Annotated in this window: 20 protein-coding genes and 1 tRNA gene; 17 read left to right on the forward strand and 4 right to left on the reverse strand. The window is 73.8% G+C overall.

From position 1 onward, the window contains the following. Positions 1–260: 260 nt before the first annotated feature. Positions 261–449: a hypothetical protein gene (locus tag ACFT41_RS04990; protein WP_377582511.1), complete on the reverse strand. Its 189-nt coding sequence runs from the start codon at positions 447–449 to the stop codon at positions 261–263. Positions 450–561: 112 nt separating this feature from the next. On the opposite strand from ACFT41_RS04990, the gene ACFT41_RS04995 reads away from it, so the two are divergent. Genes ACFT41_RS04995 through ACFT41_RS05005 form a run of 3 tightly spaced genes read left to right on the forward strand, consistent with a single transcriptional unit; the run spans position 562 to position 1,473 of the window. Next, on the forward strand, positions 562–840 hold the full coding sequence (locus tag ACFT41_RS04995) for a hypothetical protein (RefSeq protein WP_377582514.1): 279 nt from the start codon (positions 562–564) through the stop codon (positions 838–840). A 55-nt stretch (positions 841–895) separates the two neighbouring features. Beyond that, the gene (locus ACFT41_RS05000) at positions 896–1,099 is read left to right on the forward strand and encodes an Arc family DNA-binding protein (RefSeq protein ID WP_377582517.1); all 204 of its coding nucleotides are present in this window, start codon (positions 896–898) and stop codon (positions 1,097–1,099) included. After that, complete coding sequence (locus ACFT41_RS05005) at positions 1,096–1,473, forward strand: type II toxin-antitoxin system death-on-curing family toxin (protein ID WP_377582520.1); 378 nt, start codon at positions 1,096–1,098, stop codon at positions 1,471–1,473. Before ACFT41_RS05000 ends, ACFT41_RS05005 begins: the two co-directional genes overlap by 4 nt. Before the next feature lie 88 nt (positions 1,474–1,561). Here the strand turns inward: ACFT41_RS05005 and ACFT41_RS05010 are convergent, their stop codons facing one another. After that, the gene (locus ACFT41_RS05010) at positions 1,562–1,882 is read right to left on the reverse strand and encodes a helix-turn-helix domain-containing protein (RefSeq protein WP_377582523.1); all 321 of its coding nucleotides are present in this window, start codon (positions 1,880–1,882) and stop codon (positions 1,562–1,564) included. A 152-nt stretch (positions 1,883–2,034) separates the two neighbouring features. Between ACFT41_RS05010 and ACFT41_RS05015 the strand changes: the two genes are divergently transcribed. The 11 genes from ACFT41_RS05015 to ACFT41_RS05065 all read left to right on the forward strand — a co-directional run bounded on the left by ACFT41_RS05015 (position 2,035) and on the right by ACFT41_RS05065 (position 11,736). Beyond that, positions 2,035–2,367 (forward strand): PadR family transcriptional regulator, encoded by a 333-nt coding sequence (locus tag ACFT41_RS05015; protein WP_377582526.1) that lies wholly within the window; start codon positions 2,035–2,037, stop codon positions 2,365–2,367. Beyond that, on the forward strand, positions 2,364–3,491 hold the full coding sequence (locus ACFT41_RS05020) for an HAAS signaling domain-containing protein (RefSeq protein WP_377582529.1): 1,128 nt from the start codon (positions 2,364–2,366) through the stop codon (positions 3,489–3,491). The genes ACFT41_RS05015 and ACFT41_RS05020 overlap by 4 nt, the downstream gene beginning before the upstream one ends. A gap of 315 nt (positions 3,492–3,806) precedes the next feature. Further along, positions 3,807–4,349: a hypothetical protein gene (locus ACFT41_RS05025; RefSeq protein ID WP_377582532.1), complete on the forward strand. Its 543-nt coding sequence runs from the start codon at positions 3,807–3,809 to the stop codon at positions 4,347–4,349. Positions 4,350–4,568: 219 nt separating this feature from the next. Continuing rightward, the gene (locus tag ACFT41_RS05030; RefSeq protein WP_377582573.1) at positions 4,569–5,255 is read left to right on the forward strand and encodes a dienelactone hydrolase family protein; all 687 of its coding nucleotides are present in this window, start codon (positions 4,569–4,571) and stop codon (positions 5,253–5,255) included. A 19-nt stretch (positions 5,256–5,274) separates the two neighbouring features. After that, the gene (locus ACFT41_RS05035; protein ID WP_377582576.1) at positions 5,275–5,988 is read left to right on the forward strand and encodes a uracil-DNA glycosylase; all 714 of its coding nucleotides are present in this window, start codon (positions 5,275–5,277) and stop codon (positions 5,986–5,988) included. A gap of 19 nt (positions 5,989–6,007) precedes the next feature. Beyond that, positions 6,008–6,790, forward strand: a complete 783-nt coding sequence (locus ACFT41_RS05040; RefSeq protein WP_377582535.1) for a DUF4129 domain-containing protein — start codon at positions 6,008–6,010, stop codon at positions 6,788–6,790. Then, positions 6,787–7,374, forward strand: coding sequence for a hypothetical protein (locus ACFT41_RS05045; RefSeq protein WP_377582538.1), 588 nt, complete (start codon positions 6,787–6,789; stop codon positions 7,372–7,374). Before ACFT41_RS05040 ends, ACFT41_RS05045 begins: the two co-directional genes overlap by 4 nt. Then, complete coding sequence (locus ACFT41_RS05050; protein ID WP_377582541.1) at positions 7,374–8,381, forward strand: AAA family ATPase; 1,008 nt, start codon at positions 7,374–7,376, stop codon at positions 8,379–8,381. The genes ACFT41_RS05045 and ACFT41_RS05050 overlap by 1 nt, the downstream gene beginning before the upstream one ends. After that, on the forward strand, positions 8,378–9,751 hold the full coding sequence (locus tag ACFT41_RS05055; RefSeq protein WP_377582579.1) for a DUF58 domain-containing protein: 1,374 nt from the start codon (positions 8,378–8,380) through the stop codon (positions 9,749–9,751). The genes ACFT41_RS05050 and ACFT41_RS05055 overlap by 4 nt, the downstream gene beginning before the upstream one ends. Next, on the forward strand, positions 9,748–10,317 hold the full coding sequence (locus ACFT41_RS05060) for a hypothetical protein (RefSeq protein ID WP_377582544.1): 570 nt from the start codon (positions 9,748–9,750) through the stop codon (positions 10,315–10,317). Before ACFT41_RS05055 ends, ACFT41_RS05060 begins: the two co-directional genes overlap by 4 nt. A gap of 102 nt (positions 10,318–10,419) precedes the next feature. Beyond that, entirely contained in the window at positions 10,420–11,736 is a 1,317-nt protein-coding gene (locus tag ACFT41_RS05065; RefSeq protein WP_377582546.1) for an NAD(P)/FAD-dependent oxidoreductase, read from the forward strand. A gap of 45 nt (positions 11,737–11,781) precedes the next feature. Here the strand turns inward: ACFT41_RS05065 and ACFT41_RS05070 are convergent, their stop codons facing one another. Continuing rightward, on the reverse strand, positions 11,782–13,605 hold the full coding sequence (locus ACFT41_RS05070; RefSeq protein WP_377582548.1) for a hypothetical protein: 1,824 nt from the start codon (positions 13,603–13,605) through the stop codon (positions 11,782–11,784). Between the two features lie 100 nt (positions 13,606–13,705). Between ACFT41_RS05070 and ACFT41_RS05075 the strand changes: the two genes are divergently transcribed. The 3 genes from ACFT41_RS05075 (at position 13,706) to ACFT41_RS05085 (ending at position 15,240) form a co-directional block, all read left to right on the forward strand. Continuing rightward, positions 13,706–13,786 (forward strand) — tRNA-Leu (locus tag ACFT41_RS05075). A 150-nt stretch (positions 13,787–13,936) separates the two neighbouring features. Further along, entirely contained in the window at positions 13,937–14,752 is an 816-nt protein-coding gene (locus ACFT41_RS05080) for a Bax inhibitor-1/YccA family protein (protein WP_377582550.1), read from the forward strand. A 167-nt stretch (positions 14,753–14,919) separates the two neighbouring features. Beyond that, a complete protein-coding gene (locus ACFT41_RS05085; RefSeq protein WP_377584403.1) occupies positions 14,920–15,240 on the forward strand; it encodes a hypothetical protein in 321 nt (106 codons plus the stop codon). A gap of 46 nt (positions 15,241–15,286) precedes the next feature. Here ACFT41_RS05085 and ACFT41_RS05090 read toward each other — a convergent pair whose 3' ends face one another. Next, positions 15,287–16,549 (reverse strand): acetyl-CoA C-acetyltransferase, encoded by a 1,263-nt coding sequence (locus tag ACFT41_RS05090; RefSeq protein ID WP_377584401.1) that lies wholly within the window; start codon positions 16,547–16,549, stop codon positions 15,287–15,289. Between the last annotated feature and the right edge of the window lie 88 nt (positions 16,550–16,637).

A 16,637-nucleotide genomic window follows, 5' to 3' on the forward strand; every position in this document is an offset into this window, starting at 1 on the left:
CGGGTTCCTCCGTCGTGCCGGACACTTCGCTGTGAAGTGCCGTCCGCCCGGGGGTACGGCCCGTCCGGATCTCCCGATCGGCCGGGCCACGACGCGTAATCGACAGGTAAGAAAAGGCTCGGCGTCGCGGCGGCGTCCGGTCAGCCGCTCAAGATCGTGCTCGATCCGGGATCAAGTGGTCTCGCGTGCGCCCGGATGCCACTCGATCCGTTTCGAGCGTGATCTTGTGCGTGGGCGTCCGTCGCCGCCCTAGGGGTCGTTCAGTCCGACGCGAGATCGGGCCGGTGCTGCTTGATCCACGCCTGCACGTCGGCCTTCAACCACACCTTGCCCATCGCCAGGACCGCGACCGGCTCGGGGAAGTTCCGCTGGTTGGCGATCACGCTGGCCCGCTGCCGCGACACGTTGCCGAGCATCTCCCGGATCTCCGACACGCCCACCAACTCCATGGGTTGACGATGGCAGCGCCGCAGTCCTCGCTCAGCGACAACTGCGCAGTTCGTTGACAGCAGCAATAGGCGGCGTCAGTATGGGGGTATGTCGACTCCGAATCGTTCGCCCGTGCACGACCGTCAGGGGCGAGCCGTCCGGCCGCACACGGCGATGCGTCCGCTCTGGCTGTGCCGGGTGTGTGCCGCGCCCTGGCCCTGCCAACCGGCCCGGCTGCTGCTGCTCATGGAGTACCGCCGCGACCGGGTCGGGCTGTCGGTCTACCTGGCGGGGCAGTTGTTCGAGGCGACCGGCGACCTGGTCCGGCTCAACCCGAACCTGGCCCCGACTCCGCAGGAGTTGTTCGAGCGCTTCCTGGCCTGGACGGCCGAGGCTCGGGGCGTCGTCTGACGGTACTGCGCCGAGCTGACGCATTCGTGCTGGCCGCGGCCGGTATGATTGTCATATGATCACTACGGTCAATCTGCCGGACGCACTGCACGAGCGACTCAAGCAGCTCGCCGACCAGGAGCACCGCTCGATGAACGCCACGATCGTGGTGGCGGTCGAGGAGTATGTCGCGGCACACAGCCGCCGTGCCCGCGTCCGGGACCTCGCCCGGGAGGTCGCCGATCGCGACGCCGAGCTGCTCCGCCGGCTCGCTGAGTGATCGTCTATCTCGACGTCGACGACCTGATGGAGATCGTCTCGGTCGTGCTCGGCGACGTGCCGCAGGTCCGTGACCCGGGTCTGCTCTCCTCGGCGGTCGTCCGGCCGGCCACCGTGGCGTTCGGTCAGGAGGCATATCCCGAGCTGTGGAGCAAGGCTGCCGCACTGCTGCACTCGGTCTGCATGAACCATGCGCTCATCGACGGCAACAAGCGCCTCGCCTGGGCCGCCGCCCGGGTCTTCCTCGCGCTCAACGACGTGCCGGTGCGGGACGTCGACGTCGACCAGGCCGAGTCGCTGGTCATGGCGGTCGCTAGCGGGGCGATGACGGAGGTTCCGGACATCGCCCGCGAGTTGCGCAAGCTCTACGTCTGACTGAGCCCAGCTGACGCCTTCTTTTGCTGTTGCCGAACTGGGCATGTGTGTTGGCGGCGGCCGACCGTGACGCGGGGCGGAGCAAGGGCTACGCGATGGCGGCGATGTCGCCGTCGTCGAAGTAGATCGCCTGGTGCAGCCTTCCGCCGAGGGCGGCGGCGTAGCGCGCGACAACGTCTTGGCCGGAGATCTTACCTTGTTCGATCTGGGAGACGCGGCCCTTGGTGACGCCCATGCGGTCGGCAACCTGCTGCTGGGTGAGGTTGCGGGCCCGCCGCACCTCGGCTAGGCGGTGCCCAACCACGCTGGCGAGCAGCTCCTGTTTGCCGGCCTCGACCGCCTGTTCGCCGCCGGCCCGTTCGACGTGGGCAGCGCGGATGTCCTTCCATCGCACGTAGTTGCTGCTCATGACTGGCGGCCCTCCTCCTCGGCGCGTTCCTTCAGATAGATCTCTGGAGCGGCGAGTATGCAATTGGTAAACCTAGCTGGCCGGTTTTCGGGGTTGCCGACGTCCGGCGCGTCGTTTGACGGTACTTCGCATTGCGCAGTAGTGTGCGATGCGTGGATACCACGCAGCTCCTGAAAGGCGTACTGGATCTCGCGGTCCTCGCCGTGCTCCGGGAGGAGGACGGCTACGGCTACGACATCCTGCGCCGCCTCCGCGAGGCCGGCCTGGACGAGGTCGGCGACGCCTCCGTCTACGGCACGCTGCGGCGACTCTTCGCCGCCGGCCTGCTGACCACGTACGTCGTGCCGAGCGAGTCCGGCCCGCACCGCAAGTACTACTCGCTCAACGCCGCCGGCCGGGACCAGCTGACCCGTTCCGGCAAGCTCTGGCGCTCGTTCGCCACCACCATGGACACTCTGCTCGACGATCGGGGGGTGGCGGCATGACCGTCATGGAGCAGGAGATCGCGGACTACGTCACCCGGGTCCGGGCCGCCCTGGCGGACCTGCCGCCCCAGGTCCGCGACGAGTTGACCGAGGACCTGCCGGAGCACCTCGCCGAGGTCGCCGCCGACGGCGACGGCTCGCTCGTCGATCGGCTGGGCGCGCCCGAGGCGTACGCCATGGAACTGCGCGCGGCGGCCGGCGCGGGGGGTCCGGCCGCCGCCCGCAACCTGGACCAGCGGGCCGCCGCCGCCGTGGCCCAGGTCCGCGCCCGGCTGCGCGCGGCCGACGTCCGGGTCGGCCCGATCCTCGGGTACGCCTCGGCGAGCGAGTACCTGCGCCTGCTCCGCCCAGCCTGGTGGGTGCTGCGCGGCTACCTGGCCGCCATGCTGATCACCGTCGTCACGACGGGCGCGCCGTTCGGGCTGCTGCCCAGGCTGGGCGGGAGCACGCTCGCGGCGCTGTTGCTGCTCGGCGTCTGCGTGGTCGGCTCGGTGTGGCTGGGCAGGCGCACCCCGGCGCTGACCCGCTGGCCCCGGATCGCGCTGCGGGCCGGCACGGCGATCCTGGCCGTCTTCGCGTTCGTCGCGTTCGTGGACGCGGACGACCGGCTGGGCTGGAACGAGTCCGGCTACGAGTCCACCTCGGTGGAGTCGCCGTACGTCAGCGACGTCTTCGTCTACGACAGCGAGGGTCACCTCGTCGAGAACGCGCGGCTGTTCGACCAGAACGGCAACCCGATCCGGATCGGCTACCCGGAGTGCGAGCGCGCGGTGCTGCCCGAACAGGGGCGGCCCCTGCCGGTCTACCCGTACTGCCCGGAGAACGCGCCGTTCCAGGCCGGACCGGTCGGGGCGCGCCCGGCCTCCGCAGCGCCGCCCGCCGACCCGCCGCTGACCACCCCGACGCCGACCGACGGCGCGCCGCCTGTCCCGACCGCCCCGACGCCGTCCGGCGGTGCGCTGCCCGCGCCGACCGCCTCGACGCCGACCGACGGCGGGACGACGGAGCCGCCCGCCCCGACGCCGACTGACGAGTCGACGTCCGAGCGGGCCCCGGCGCCGCCCGGCGCGGCCACGCTCGGGCCGCTGCCGACCGGCACGCCCACCTCGACGCCCACCCGCTGACCACGTGCCGGCAGGTGCCCAGCCGGGGACCTGCCGGCACGGATGAGGCGGAGGCAGCTCCGAACCTTGGACACTTTCCGTTCCCGGCTGACGTCAAGCGTCCAAGATCCATGCGTGCGCGTGGGTGCGGGGCGCTGCGTCGGCTGCGTGCCTCGCGGCGACCGGGCTGTTAAGAAGGGGCCCCTGCTCTACAAAAAGCGTTAACAAGGTGCCCTTCCTTACAAATGGCTGAACGGACGAGCCGGGCGGGACCACGTTCCTCGATCTTGGTCGCTAGGTTGTCGTCTGCTCGTTCACCCCTCGGAAGGAACCCCCGTGTCAGAGCCGGTCGCCGCCCCGCATCCCGCCGCGCCGCCCGAGGACGCGTCACGCCCCGTCGACCCGCCCGCCGACGGGGAGGCCGGCCAGCCCGAGAAGGGGCAGCCCGAGGGCGAACAGGTTGAGGCGGCGCAGGCGGAGCCGAGGCGGTCCGTCACCCGCAAGGTGGTCGGCGTGGTCGCCGCCCTGCTCGCCGTCGGGGTGGTGGCGGCGCTGAAGTTCGGCCTCGGCGGTGCCGTGGCCGCCGCCCTAGACGAGGACGCGACCGCGAAGGCGAAGGCCGGCGACTGCCTCGCCGAGCTGCCGGACGTGGCCGAGGGCGAGCGCAAGGACGCCCGCGGCGCGGAGGTGGTGGCCTGCACGTCGACCGATGCGGTGTACACGGTGGTCGGTCGCCTCGACGGCCAGACCGAAACGCAGGCGCGTACGGGCGAGGCGTGCGAGCCGTTCCTCCAGCCCGGGCAGGCGGGTTACTTCTTCTACAACATCAAGCCGGGCAGCACCGGCTACCTGCTCTGCCTCACCCGCAAGGCGGCCTGACCGGGCCGGTACGACGTGCCGGGCCCAAACCCCGAACGGGCCCGGCACCGTGCCGCCGCTGGGCAGAAGTCGGCGTACCAGGAGTCATCGGCAGCGAAACAGGAGGTGAACGCCACTGCTCGGGCGTCTTCCGGCGGCGGTCGTGGCGTGGCAGGCTCACGGCACGTAGGAACACCCTGCGACCAGCCAACGATGACTGACCGCGAGGAGGACGGGCCGATGGGCGAGATGGTGAGCTTCGCCAGCAACGGGGGGACGAGCGAGGGGTATCTCGCGATACCCTCCGGCGGTGCGGCCAACCCGGCGGTCATCGTCATCCAGGAGTGGTGGGGTCTCGTACCCCACATCCGGTCGGTGGCGGACCGCTTCGCCGAGGCCGGTTTCGTGGCGCTCGCCCCGGACTTCTACCACGGCGAGTCGACCGGCGAGCCGGACGAGGCCCGGCGGCTGCTGATGGGCCTCCAGATGGACGAGGCGGCGAAGGACATCGCCGGCGCGGCGGAATACCTGGCGGCACGGCCCGAGGTGACGGGCAAGGTCGGCTGCGTCGGCTTCTGCGCGGGCGGCAGCCTGGCCCTGTGGTCGGCGACGCTGTCGGAGCGGATCGTGGCCACCGCCGGGTTCTACCCGATGCTGCCGTGGGAGAAGATGCGCCCCGAGTGGGCCGACTACGCGGGCAAGTCGGCGATCATCCACTGCTCCGAGGAGGACGGCACCTCGGCCGCGCCGGGCGTGCAGACGGCCCGGTCGGCGATCGAGGCGGCCGGCGGGAGCTGCGCCCTCTACGACTACCCGGGCAGCCGGCACGCGTTCTTCAACGACGACCGGCCGGAGGCGTTCGACCAGCGCGCCTCGGCCAGCGCCTGGGCCCGCACCCTCGAACTGTTCCGGGCGAAGCTTGGCTGAGGCCCGTACCCCCGACGAGGTGGTCGCCCGCGCCGCGCGGGCGACCGACCTGGTCGACCTCGACGGCGCGGTGAGTGACTGTTTCGCCTGCCCGCGCCTCGTCGCCTGGCGGGAGGAGGTCGCCCGCACGAGGCGGGCGGCCTTCCGCGACCAGGCCTACTGGGGGCGGCCGGTGCCCGGCTTCGGCACCGCCGACGCCCGGATCGGCATCCTCGGCCTGGCCCCCGCCGCGCACGGCGGCAACCGCACCGGGCGCATCTTCACCGGCGACCGCTCCGGCGACGTGCTCTTCGCCGCCCTGCACCGCGCCGGCCTGGCCAACCAGCCGACGAGCGTCGCCGCCGACGACGGCCTCGCGCTGCGCGACACCCGGATCTTCGCCGCCGTGCGCTGCGCGCCGCCGGACAACAAGCCGACCCCGGCGGAGCGGGACACCTGCGCGCCGTGGCTGCACCGCGAGGCCGCGCTGATCCGGCCGACCCTGCGCGTCGTGGTCGCGCTGGGCGCGTTCGCGTGGGCCGCGTGGTGGCCGGTGCTCCGCGAGGTGTACGGCGTGCGCCCGCCCAGCCCGCGACCGGCGTTCGGCCATGGGGCACACTGGTCCGGCACGGCCGCACCGGCGCTGCTGGGGTGTTACCACGTCAGCCAGCAGAACACGTTCACCGGGCGGCTGACACCGGGGATGCTGGACGGCGTGTTCGCCCGGGCGAAGCAACTGGCCGGAGTGGACTGACGGGCGTGGGGCGGTGCCGATGGACCTCAGCGTGCTGCGCAGGTGGTGGCCGGTCGCCGCGGTGACGGCCCTGCTCGCCGCCGCCGCGTTGGCCGCCGGCCACTCGTCGCTCGGAGCGAGCCGCATCCCGCCCGCCGCCGACAACATCCCGTACGTGCCGGAGTATCCGTCGGCGCAGCCGCCGCCGTCGATCCCGGTGGAGCCGCGCGACGCCGGGGAGGCCACCCGCGCGCACATTCCCGAGTGGCTGGGCACCGTCGCGGTGGTCCTGCTCGGCCTGACGGTCGCCGTGGCCCTCGGCTACCTGGCCTGGACGCTGCTGCGGGGGGTGGCCCGCCGCACCACCCGGGCGCTGCCGGCCGACCGGGCGAGGCGCACCGCCGAGGGCACCGCCCGCGAGGTGGTGGCCGCGCTCGACGCCGGCCTGGTCGAGCTGGACGACGCGGACGTTGACCCGCGCACCGCCGTGATCGCCTGCTGGGTACGCCTGGAGGAGGCCGCCGACGCGGCCGGGGTGGCCCGGCACACCGGCGACACCCCCACCGACCTGGTGACCCGCCTGCTGCGCGGCGACCCCGACGCCGGGGTTCCGGCGATCGTCAGCGCCGATGTGCTGGCCGGGTTCGCCCACGTCTACCGGGAGGCCCGGTATGCCACCCGGCCGGTCGGCGAGCGCACCCGCGACCAGGCCCGGGCCGCGCTGCGCCGGCTGCGCGGCGAGCTGACCGCCGTCGCGGCCGGGATCGGCGGGCCGGCCGGGGCGGCGATCGACACGCCGGCACCGGGCGGGGGGCCGGCGTGAGCACCAGCATCGACGACCTGCTCGGCTCCGCGGAGGAACAGCCCGCGCAGGAGCGGGCCGCCCGGGGCGGCCGGGTCGGCGGCGCGCTGAAGGCCCTCGCGGTGGCCGGGGCGCTGACCGCCGTGGTGGTGGCCGGGCTGCGTACGGTCGGGTTGCAGCTCTCACTGTGGGTGGTCGTCGCCGGGGTCCTCGCCCTGCTCGCCGTGCGCCGGGTCACCGCCGCGGTCGCCCCACCGCCCCCGCCCCCGCCCCGGTCCGGGGCCCGGACCGCCGCCGGCGAGGAGGACGGCACCTACCACTGGGCTGCCCGGGACGCGCTGCGCGCCACGATCAACGGCTGGGAACGGCCGCTGGACTGGTCGTCGGGCAACCCGCAGCGGTTCGCCGAGCGGATCCTGCCCCGCCTCGGCGAGCTGGCCGACGAGCGGCTGCGCCAGCGGCACGGCGTGACCCGCGAGGCCGATCCGGCCCGCGCCCGCGCCCTGCTGGGCGACCGGCTCTCGACGTTCCTCGACACCCCGCCCCGCCGCACCCCGTCGCCGCGCGACCTTGCGGCGATCGTCGCCGAACTGGAGAAGATCTGATGAAGGACGTGGACCGGACCGTGCCCGCCGCCGAGGTCGGCCGCCTGGCCCGGGCGGTGCTGGACGCGGTCGGCTCGGTCGTGGTCGGCAAGTGGGACGCCCTGGAGCTGGTCCTCGCCGGCATCCTGGCCGGCGGCCACGTGCTGCTGGAGGACCTGCCCGGGCTGGGCAAGACGCTGACCGCCCGCTCCTTCGCCCAGGCCCTCGGGCTGGACTTCCGCCGTCTCCAGTTCACCCCCGACCTGCTCCCCGCCGACGTAACCGGCTCCTTCCTCTACGACCAGCGCACCGGCGACTTCTCCTTCCGTGCCGGCCCGGTCTTCACCAACCTGCTGCTCGCCGACGAGATCAACCGGACGCCGCCGAAGACCCAGTCGGCGCTGCTGGAGGCGATGCAGGAGAAACAGGTCTCGGTGGAGGGCGTGACGTACCGGCTGGACGAGCCGTTCCACGTGCTGGCCACCGCCAACCCGATCGAGTACGAGGGGACGTACCCGCTGCCGGAGGCGCAGCTCGACCGGTTCCTGCTGCGGGTGTCGTTCGGCTACCCGGAGCGGGAGGAGGAGTGGGAGGTGCTGCGCCGGCGGATGGGTCGCCGCCGCGAGGAGGCCGACATCGCCCCGGTCGTCGACGCCGCCACCCTGCGGGCCATGCAGGTCGCTCTGGAGGACGTGGTGGTGGAGGATTCCATCGGCCGTTACATCGTGGCGCTCACCGCGGCCACCCGGGAGCACCCGTCGGTGCTGGTCGGGGCGTCGCCGCGCGGCTCGCTGGCGCTGCTGCTGCTGGCCCGCGCCCGGGCGGTCTTCGCGGGCCGGGACTACGTGGTGCCCGAGGACGTCAAGGAGGTGGCCGCGCCGGCCCTGGCGCACCGGATCACGCTGCGCCCGGAGATGTGGCTGCGCCGCGTCGACCCGTCCTTCGTGGTCGGTGAGGTGCTCGACCAGACCCCGGCCCCGGCCAGCGGCGCGCTCCCGAGCTACGCCGCCGGCCGACCGGGGCGCTGACGGCCGTGCCCACCCCCGAGGGGCCGCAGGCGGCGGGCTGGGCGCCCACCCGGGCGCTGGGCCGGGCGGTGCTGCTGGCGGGCCTGCTGCTGATCGCCGGGGTGCTGCTCGGCCGGGTCGACCTGGTCGTGCTGGCCGTGCCGTTCGCGCTCGGCACCGCGTACGCGCTGCGCCGCCGGCCCACGGCGGGCCCGCAGCTGTGGATCACCGCCGACGAGGGGCACCTCGTCGAGGGTGGCGAGTTCACCGGCACCGTCAGCGTCGGAAACCCGGACACGGTCGGCTACGACGTGGCGGTGGTGCGCACCCGCGTCTCGCCGTGGCTGCTGGTGGAGCGGGCCGGCGTCGGCGGGGCCCGGGTGGACCTGTCCCGCAGCGGCGTGGACCGGCCCTTCGTGACCGTCGTCGACACGGGCACGGCCGTCGACCTGGAGCTGGCCGGAAAGGTTCGGCGCTGGGGCCGGCACCCCATCGGCCCGGCCGGCGCGCGGGTCGCCGCCGCCGGGGGCCTGCTGGTCTCCCGGGCGGCGATCACCGAGCCGGTCCGGTTCCGGGTGTACCCGAAGACGGAGCCGTTCGAGGCGGTGGAGGCGATGCCCCGCGCCGCGGGCCTGGTCGGCGCGCACCACTCCCGCCGGCCGGGCGAGGGCGGCGAACTGGCCGGGGTGCGGGTCTTCGGCCCCGGCGACCGGCTGCGCCGCGTCGACTGGCGGGTGTCGCTGCGGGCCCGGCAGCTGCACGTGGCCGCCACCCTGTCGGACCGGGACGCCGAGGTGGTCGTCCTGCTCGACGTGCTCGCCGAGGCCGGCCGCTCCGGTGGCGTCGGCGGGGCCGCGTCGGTGCTGGACACCACCGTCCGGGCCGCCGCCGCGATCGGCGAGCACTACCTGCACCGGGGCGACCGGGTGGCGTTGCTGGAGTACGGGCCGGCGGCCCGCCGGCTGCGCCCCGCCACCGGCCGCCGGCAATACCTCACGCTCCTGGAGTGGCTGCTCGACGTGCGCGCCGAGGCGTCGCCGCACGAGCCGTACGACCAGGTCTTCGGCCCGCAGATACTCTCCTCGGACGCGCTGGTGGTGGTGCTCACCCCGCTGCTGGACGAGCGGTCCGCCCAGATGCTGGCCCGGATGGCCCGGTCCGGGCGGTTCGTGGTGGCGGTGGACACCCTCCCGGCCGACCTGCCGCCGCCGGGCCGGCAGGGCTGGTCCGAGGTGGCCTTCCGGCTGTGGCGGCTGGATCGGGACACCATGATCGGCCAGCTCCGCGAGCACGGCGTGCCGGTGGTCCGCTGGGCGGGCGCGGGCAGCCTCGACCAGGTCCTGCGCGACGTGGCTCGGCTCGCCACCGCCCCGAGGGTGGGCGGCCGGTGAACCCGGTCGAGGCGGTGACCGAAGGCGCCCGGGCGGCGCGCTCAGCGGTCAACCGGGTCAGCGCGGCACCGCTGCTGGTGCGCGCCGGGATCTTCGGCGCGACGCTGGCGGGGCTGCTGCTGGCGTACCCGGTGCAGGTCCTCACCGGCCGCCCGCTGGCCGCTCTCGCGCTCGTGGCGCTGCTGCCGGCGATCGGGCCGCGCCGGATCTGGCCGACGTTCGCCGCCCTCGTCGCGGTTGGCGGCTGGCTGCTGGCCACCGAGGGATACGGCCGTCCGGTCGCGCTGTGGCGGCTGCTCGCCGTGGCGGCGGCCCTCTACCTTTCCCACTCGCTGGCCGCGCTGGCGGCGCTGCTGCCGTACGACGCGGTGGTGGACCCGGAGCTGGTCGTGCGCTGGCTCACCCGGGCCGGCGGGGTGCTGCTCGGTTCGGCGGTGCTGGGGGTGCTCCTCGTCCAGGTCGCCGCTGCCGGGCCCGATCGGGGCCACCTCGGCGTGACGGTCGCCGGGCTGCTGGTGGCGGTGGCGGTGAGCGCGTTGCTGGGGTGGCTGCTGCGGCGCAGATGACGGAACGCGGACTCACGTTGTGCAGGTCACAGGTGTTGTGCTCCGTCACAAAGGGGGGTCTCGAAAGGGGTTAGCGGAGCCGGCCGGGGAAAGATGGTAGGCGTGAATCCGAAGCGGATCCTTGTCGTCGGTGCCGGGCACGTCGGTCTCTACGCCGCCCTTCGCCTGTCGAAGAAGCTCTCCTCGCGTGAGGCGGAGGTCGTCGTCGTCGACCCGCAGCCGCACATGACGTACCAGCCGTTCCTTCCGGAGGCGGCGGCCGGCAACATCTCCCCCCGGCACTCCGTGGTGCCGCTGCGGCGGGAGTTGCGGCGGTGCAAGGTGGTGGCCGGCACGGTCACCCGGATCGAGCACGACCGCAAGGTGGCCACCGTGCAGCCGATCAGCGGCCCGACCCGGGAGATCCCCTACGACCACGTCGTGGTGGCCCCCGGCTCGGTCTCCCGCACGCTGCCGATCCCCGGCCTGCACGAGCACGGCATCGGGTTCAAGACCATCGGCGAGGCCATCTACCTGCGCAACCACGTGCTGGACCGGCTCGACGTGGCGGCGGCCACGCAGGACGCGGAGGTGCGCCGCAGCGCCCTGACGTTCACCTTCGTCGGCGGCGGGTACGCGGGCATCGAAGCGCTCGCCGAGATGGAGGACATGGCCCGCGACGCGCTGCGCTACTACCCGGAGCTCGAGCCGGAGGACATGCGCTGGGTGCTGGTCGAGGCGACCCAGCGGGTGCTGCCCGAGGTCGACCGGGACATGGGCGCGTACACGGTGCAGCAGCTGCTCAAGCGGAACATGGACATCCGGCTGGACACCCGCCTGGAGTCCTGCGTCGACGGGGTGGTGCAGCTCTCCGACGGGGACAGCTTCCGCTCCGACACGATCGTCTGGACGGCCGGCGTCAAGCCGTCGCCGATGCTGGACGCCACCGACTTCCCGCGCGACGAGCGCCGCCGGGTCACCTGCCTGCCGACCCTCCAGGTCGTCGACGGCGACCGGGTGGTCGAGGGCGCGTGGAGCGCCGGTGACTGCGCGGCGGTGCCGGACCTGACCAAGGAGCCGGGCAACTTCTGCTCGCCGAGCGCCCAGCACGCGGTGCGCCAGGCCGCCCAGATGGCCGACAACATCGCCCACGTGATCCGCGGCCGGCAGCCGGTCGACTACAAGCACAAGCACGCGGGCAGCGTCGCCAGCCTCGGCCTGTACAAGGGCGTCGCCCAGGTCTACGGCATCAAGATGACCGGCTGGCCGGCGTGGTTCATGCACCGGACGTACCACATGTCCCGGATCCCGTCGTTCAACCGCAAGGTCCGGGTCGTGGTGGACTGGACGCTGGCGTTCTTCCTCAAGCGCGAGGTGGTCGCGCTCGGCCAGCTGCACGACCCGCGCGAGGAGTTCGCCGAGGCCTCCCAACCCTGGTAGTTGTAAGGAAGGGTTGCCGCGTGCACCGGCCAGGCGGAGCCGCGCTCAGACCCGCCAGATCCAGGCGTCGGCGACCCGCTCGGCCGGGCCGTAGAGCTGGTCCAGGGTGGCGCGCAGGTCGTCGGCGTGGCGGGTGCCGTCGGCCAGCGCGAAGCAGGACGCGCCCCAGCGCTCGGCGTCCCGGGCCGCCTGCCGCCGCTCGCTGTCGCCGATCGCCGGCCGGCCGCCCCGCCTCGCCACCTCGCTGAGCAGGTACGAGGTGGGACGTTTCCAGGTGCCCATGGCAGCCGTGCCGCCCTTGCCGTACGGGGCGATGAAGAAGCCCTCGGGCATGCCGAACGCGGCGTCGGCGGCCGTGGCCCAGCGCATCGGCCACGGCTCCTTCGGCGTGGGCAGCGGCACCGGCACCAGCACCCCGCCGGGGCGGACGCACTCCCGCCAGTGGCCGGCCGAGATGAACTCCGGCAGCGCCGGCCGCTCGACGGTGGGCAGCGGCGCCGGCAGGATCGGCAGCAGCGCGAGCCCGACCGCCGCCGGGACCAGCCGGCGGGCCCGCCCGATGCCGCGCAGTGCCCGGTCCACGGCCAGCACCAGCAGCGTGGCGGCCAGCGGCAGCACCGCCAGGGCGAACCGCATCGGCAGGGCCCCGTCCACCACGGGCAGGCCCCCGAGCAGGGCGTACGGGCCGGGGACGCTGGTCCGGTCGCCGGCGACGACCACGTCCGGGCCGAGTGACAGGGCACCCATGACCAGTGCCCCGGCCGCGCAGGCGAGCACCAGCGGGCGGCGGCCCAGCCACACCGCGCAGCCGAGGGTGACCACGAGCAGGGGCCAGCCGAGGAAGGTGTTGTATTCGGCCGGGCCGGTGGTGAGCCGGGCCGCCTCGTCGCTGCCGGCCACCGACAGCGGGGAGACCGTCCACCAGCTGGCCAGGTCGGCCGAGAAGTAGTGCGGGCTGAACATGCCGTCGGCGACGCCCTGCGGGCCGGCGAACTGGAACCACAGCGGGTATCCCAGCAGGAGCAGGGCCAGCCCGGCGGCGATCAGCATCCCCCCGGCGAAGCCGGGCAGTGCCCGACGCGGCAGCGCCCGGTCGGCTAGGGCGTACGCGACGGCCATCACCAGCAGTGTCAGCGCGCAGAGGAAGAGCACCTCCTCGCCGACGAAGACCTGGACGCTGATCACGGCGGCGAGGCCGACGGCCGAGGTGAGCATCCCGCGCCGGTCCGGCCCGCCCAGCGGGTCGGCCGCGCGCAGCAGCCGGACCACCAGCCAGACGATCACCGGTACGAGCCACTGGGCGGTCATGTGCAGGTGGCTGTTGGTCTGCGAGACGATGCCCGGCCCGAAGCCGCACAGCCCGGCCCCGAGCGCGGCGGCGAGCCGGCGGGCCCCAAGGATGCGGGTGAAGAGCAGGTGCCAGGCGAGGGCGGTGCCGGCGAGGTTGAGCCCGGCGAGCAGGGCGAAGGTGACCGGAGCGCCGAACAGCAGGGTGACCGGGGCGAAGGCCACGCCGAGCGCGATGACCGAGGTGTTGGCCATCAGGTTCACCCCGTCCGGGGCGTTGAGCCGGTCGGTGAGCAGGCCGAAGTCACCGAGCAGGGCGCGCGAGTCGACGGCCAGGAACCACTCGTACAGTGCCTGGTCCTCGGGGTTGAGCGCCAGCACCCGGCCGGACGGGTCGGGCCAGAGCCCGTGGGTGACCCAGCCCGCCAGGGCCGTGAACAGCAGCCCGACGAGCAGGTCGCCCCGGTGCCGGGCGGCGGTGGCCCGTAGCCGGAGCCACCGGCCCGCGACCGGGGTCGGGACGTCGGAACGGACTGCCTGATCGGGGGCGGCGTCGGGGGCCGTGGGGGCTGCGCTGCTCACGGGTCGACCCTAGTGCGGGAGCGCCGCCGGGGTACGCCGGGTCGTCGCGGAACCGCTACGGTGACACTGCACCGGCGCGTGCGACGCGCGGGGCCGCCCAGCCCGGGTGGTGGAACGGCAGACACGGCCGCCTTAAAAGCGGCTGCCGAAAGGCGTGCGGGTTCGACCCCCGCCCCGGGCACGCGCAGCACGGTGACGACGAGGGCGTCCCGGCGGGCTCTCAGCTTCTTCACAGCTCCTGCTCCGCTCGATGATCACCACGGCGTCGCGTGGTGCGTCTACCCTGGAAGAGCACGTTCACGTGCGACGACCCCCTGAGGGAGGCCTGACAGTGAAGACTTCGAACCCGGTGCTCGCCCGACTCGGCCAGGCGGCCGAGCGGGAACGGGCCACCGGGTACGCCCCGACCGGGCCCTACGGGCAGCCCGGCTATCCGCAGCAGTACCCGGGCGCGACCGGCTACCCGGCCGCGCCGCCCACCGTGACGCCGATGTCGATCGACGACGTGGTGGTCAAGACCGTCATGTTGCTGGGCATCCTCGGCGCGAGCGCCGCGGCGGCCTGGGTGCTCGTCCCGGACGCGCTGCTCGGCGTGGCCTGGATCGGCGCGGCGGTCGTGGGCCTGGTCCTCGGCCTGATCATCTCGTTCTCCCGGATGGCGAACCCGGCGCTGGTCATCGCGTACGCCGTCGTCGAGGGCGTCTTCGTCGGCATGGTGAGCAAGGCGTTCAACTCGCTCTACGACGGCATCGTCCTCCAGGCCGTGGCGGCCAGCTTCGGCGTGTTCTTCCTGATGGCCATGCTCTACAAGGCGCGGGTCATCCGGGCCACCCCGAAGTTCGTCCGTGGCATGGTCGCGGCGATGGTCGGCCTGTTCGCGGTCATGTTGATCAACCTGGTGCTGGCGCTGTTCGGCGTCAACACCGGCCTGCGCGACGGCAGCCCGCTGGCCATCGGTTTCAGCCTGGTCTGCATCGTGGTCGCCTCGCTGAGCTTCGTGCTCAGCTTCGCGGAGGTCGAGGAAGGCGTCCGAATGGGGCTGCCCCAGCGCTACTCCTGGACGGCGGCGTTCGGCATCCTGGTCAGCCTGGTCTGGCTCTACATCGAGATCCTGCGCCTGCTGAGCTACTTCCAGGGCGACGACTGACCCTCGTCCCTCGACGGCGCCCGCCCCGCGATCTCCGCGGCGGCGGGCGCCGTCGCGTTCCGGGCCGGGCGACCCCAACCCGGCGTCCGCGCGCCGCCGCCGACTCCGCCCGTGCGCGGTGACTGCACGGGGTACGCCGGTCCCGGCGCGTCCGTAGACTCGGCGCGATGAGCGCAGCGGAACTGGGCCGGGCGGTGGAGTTGCTGGTCCGTCAGGTCGGGCACTGGCAGCAGCCGCGCTGGGCGGCGTCCGCCGGGGGCGGCAACATGCCCCGGGCCGACCTGGTGCACCGGCTGGTGCAGGAGATCGCGAACCTCGCCGCCGACGCCGAGGGGCAGCCCCGCCGGGCGGTGCCCCGGCTCGACAACGACCTCGCCCTGCCCGACCAGCTCCGGGTGGTCGCCGCCGACCTGCTGGCGGCGACCCCGCCGGATGGGGCGCTGGTCCGGGCCGCCGCCGAGGTGACGGCGACCCGGTCCGCGCTCTGAAGCCTGCGCGCCGATCGCCCGCGCCGATCGCCCGCGCCGCGCGAGCTCAGCTCAGACGTTCGAGGACCATGGCCATGCCCTGGCCACCGCCGACGCACATGGTCTCCAGGCCGATGCTCTTGTCGTGCCACTGGAGGGCGTTGAGCAGCGTGCCGGTGATCCGGGCGCCGGTCATGCCGAACGGGTGGCCGACGGCGATCGCCCCGCCCATCACGTTCAGCTTCTCCTCGTCGATGCCGAGCTGCCGGTAGGAGGGGATGACCTGGGCGGCGAACGCCTCGTTGATCTCGACCAGGTCGACGTCGTCGATGGTCATCCCGGCCCGGCGCAGGGCCTGCTTCGAGGCCTCCACCGGCCCGAGGCCCATGATCTCGGGGGAGAGGGCGGTCACGCCGGTGGAGACGATCCGCGCCAGCGGGGTGAGGCCGAGGTCCCGGGCCCGCTGGGCGCTCATGATCACCACGGCGGCGGCGCCGTCGTTGAGCGGGCAGCAGTTGCCGGCGGTGATCCGGCCGTCCGGGCGGAACACCGGCTTGAGCCCGGCGACGCCCTCCAGGGTCACCCCGGGACGGGGGCCGTCGTCGGTGCCGACCACGGTGCCGTCGGGAGTGGTGACCGGGGTGATCTCCCGGGCCCAGAAGCCGTCGGCGATCGCCTTCTCGGCCAGGTTCTGGCTGCGTACGCCGAAGGCATCCATGTCGGCGCGGCTCACGTCGTACGCCTGGGCCAGGTTCTCGGCGGTCTGCCCCATGGTCAGGTAGATGTCGGGCAGCTCCCCGGCGGAGCGGGGGTCGGTCCAGACCTCCGCGCCGCCCTGGGCGCGCCGCTCCGAGCGTTCCCGCGCGGCGGCGAAGCGGGGGTTCTCCCAGCCGCCGCCGACCAGCGCCTGGGCCTCCGCAGGGAGCGCGTCGGAGTTGCCGTGCGCGTACCGGGAGACGGTCTCCACGCCGGCGGAGACGAACACGTCGCCCTCGCCGGCCCGGATGGCGTGCATCGCCATCCGGGTGGTCTGGAGCGACGAGGCGCAGTAGCGGGTGAGCGTGGCGCCGGGCAGGCCGTCGAGGCCCAGCAGGGTGGCGACCACGCGGGCCATGTTGAAGCCCTGCTCGCCGCCGGGCAGGCCACACCCGAGGTAGAGGTCGTCGATCTCGGTGGGATCGAGCTGGGGGATCTTGTCCAGGGCGGCCTGGACGATGGTGGCGGCGAGGTCGTCGGGGCGGACGTCGCGCAGGGAACCCTTGTGCGCCCGACCGATGGGGGAGCGGGCGGTGGCGACGATGACGGCGTCGCGGGACGACTCAGTCGGCATGAACCAACGTTAACTTGCCGGTAACTTGCCGGGAAGCAGTGCCCCCGGCGGGAAATGTCACCCCCGGCCCTGCTGCGCCGGGCCGGCG

Source organism: Micromonospora sp. NPDC057141, assembly GCF_042670805.1.
Lineage (GTDB): Bacteria > Actinomycetota > Actinomycetes > Mycobacteriales > Micromonosporaceae > Micromonospora.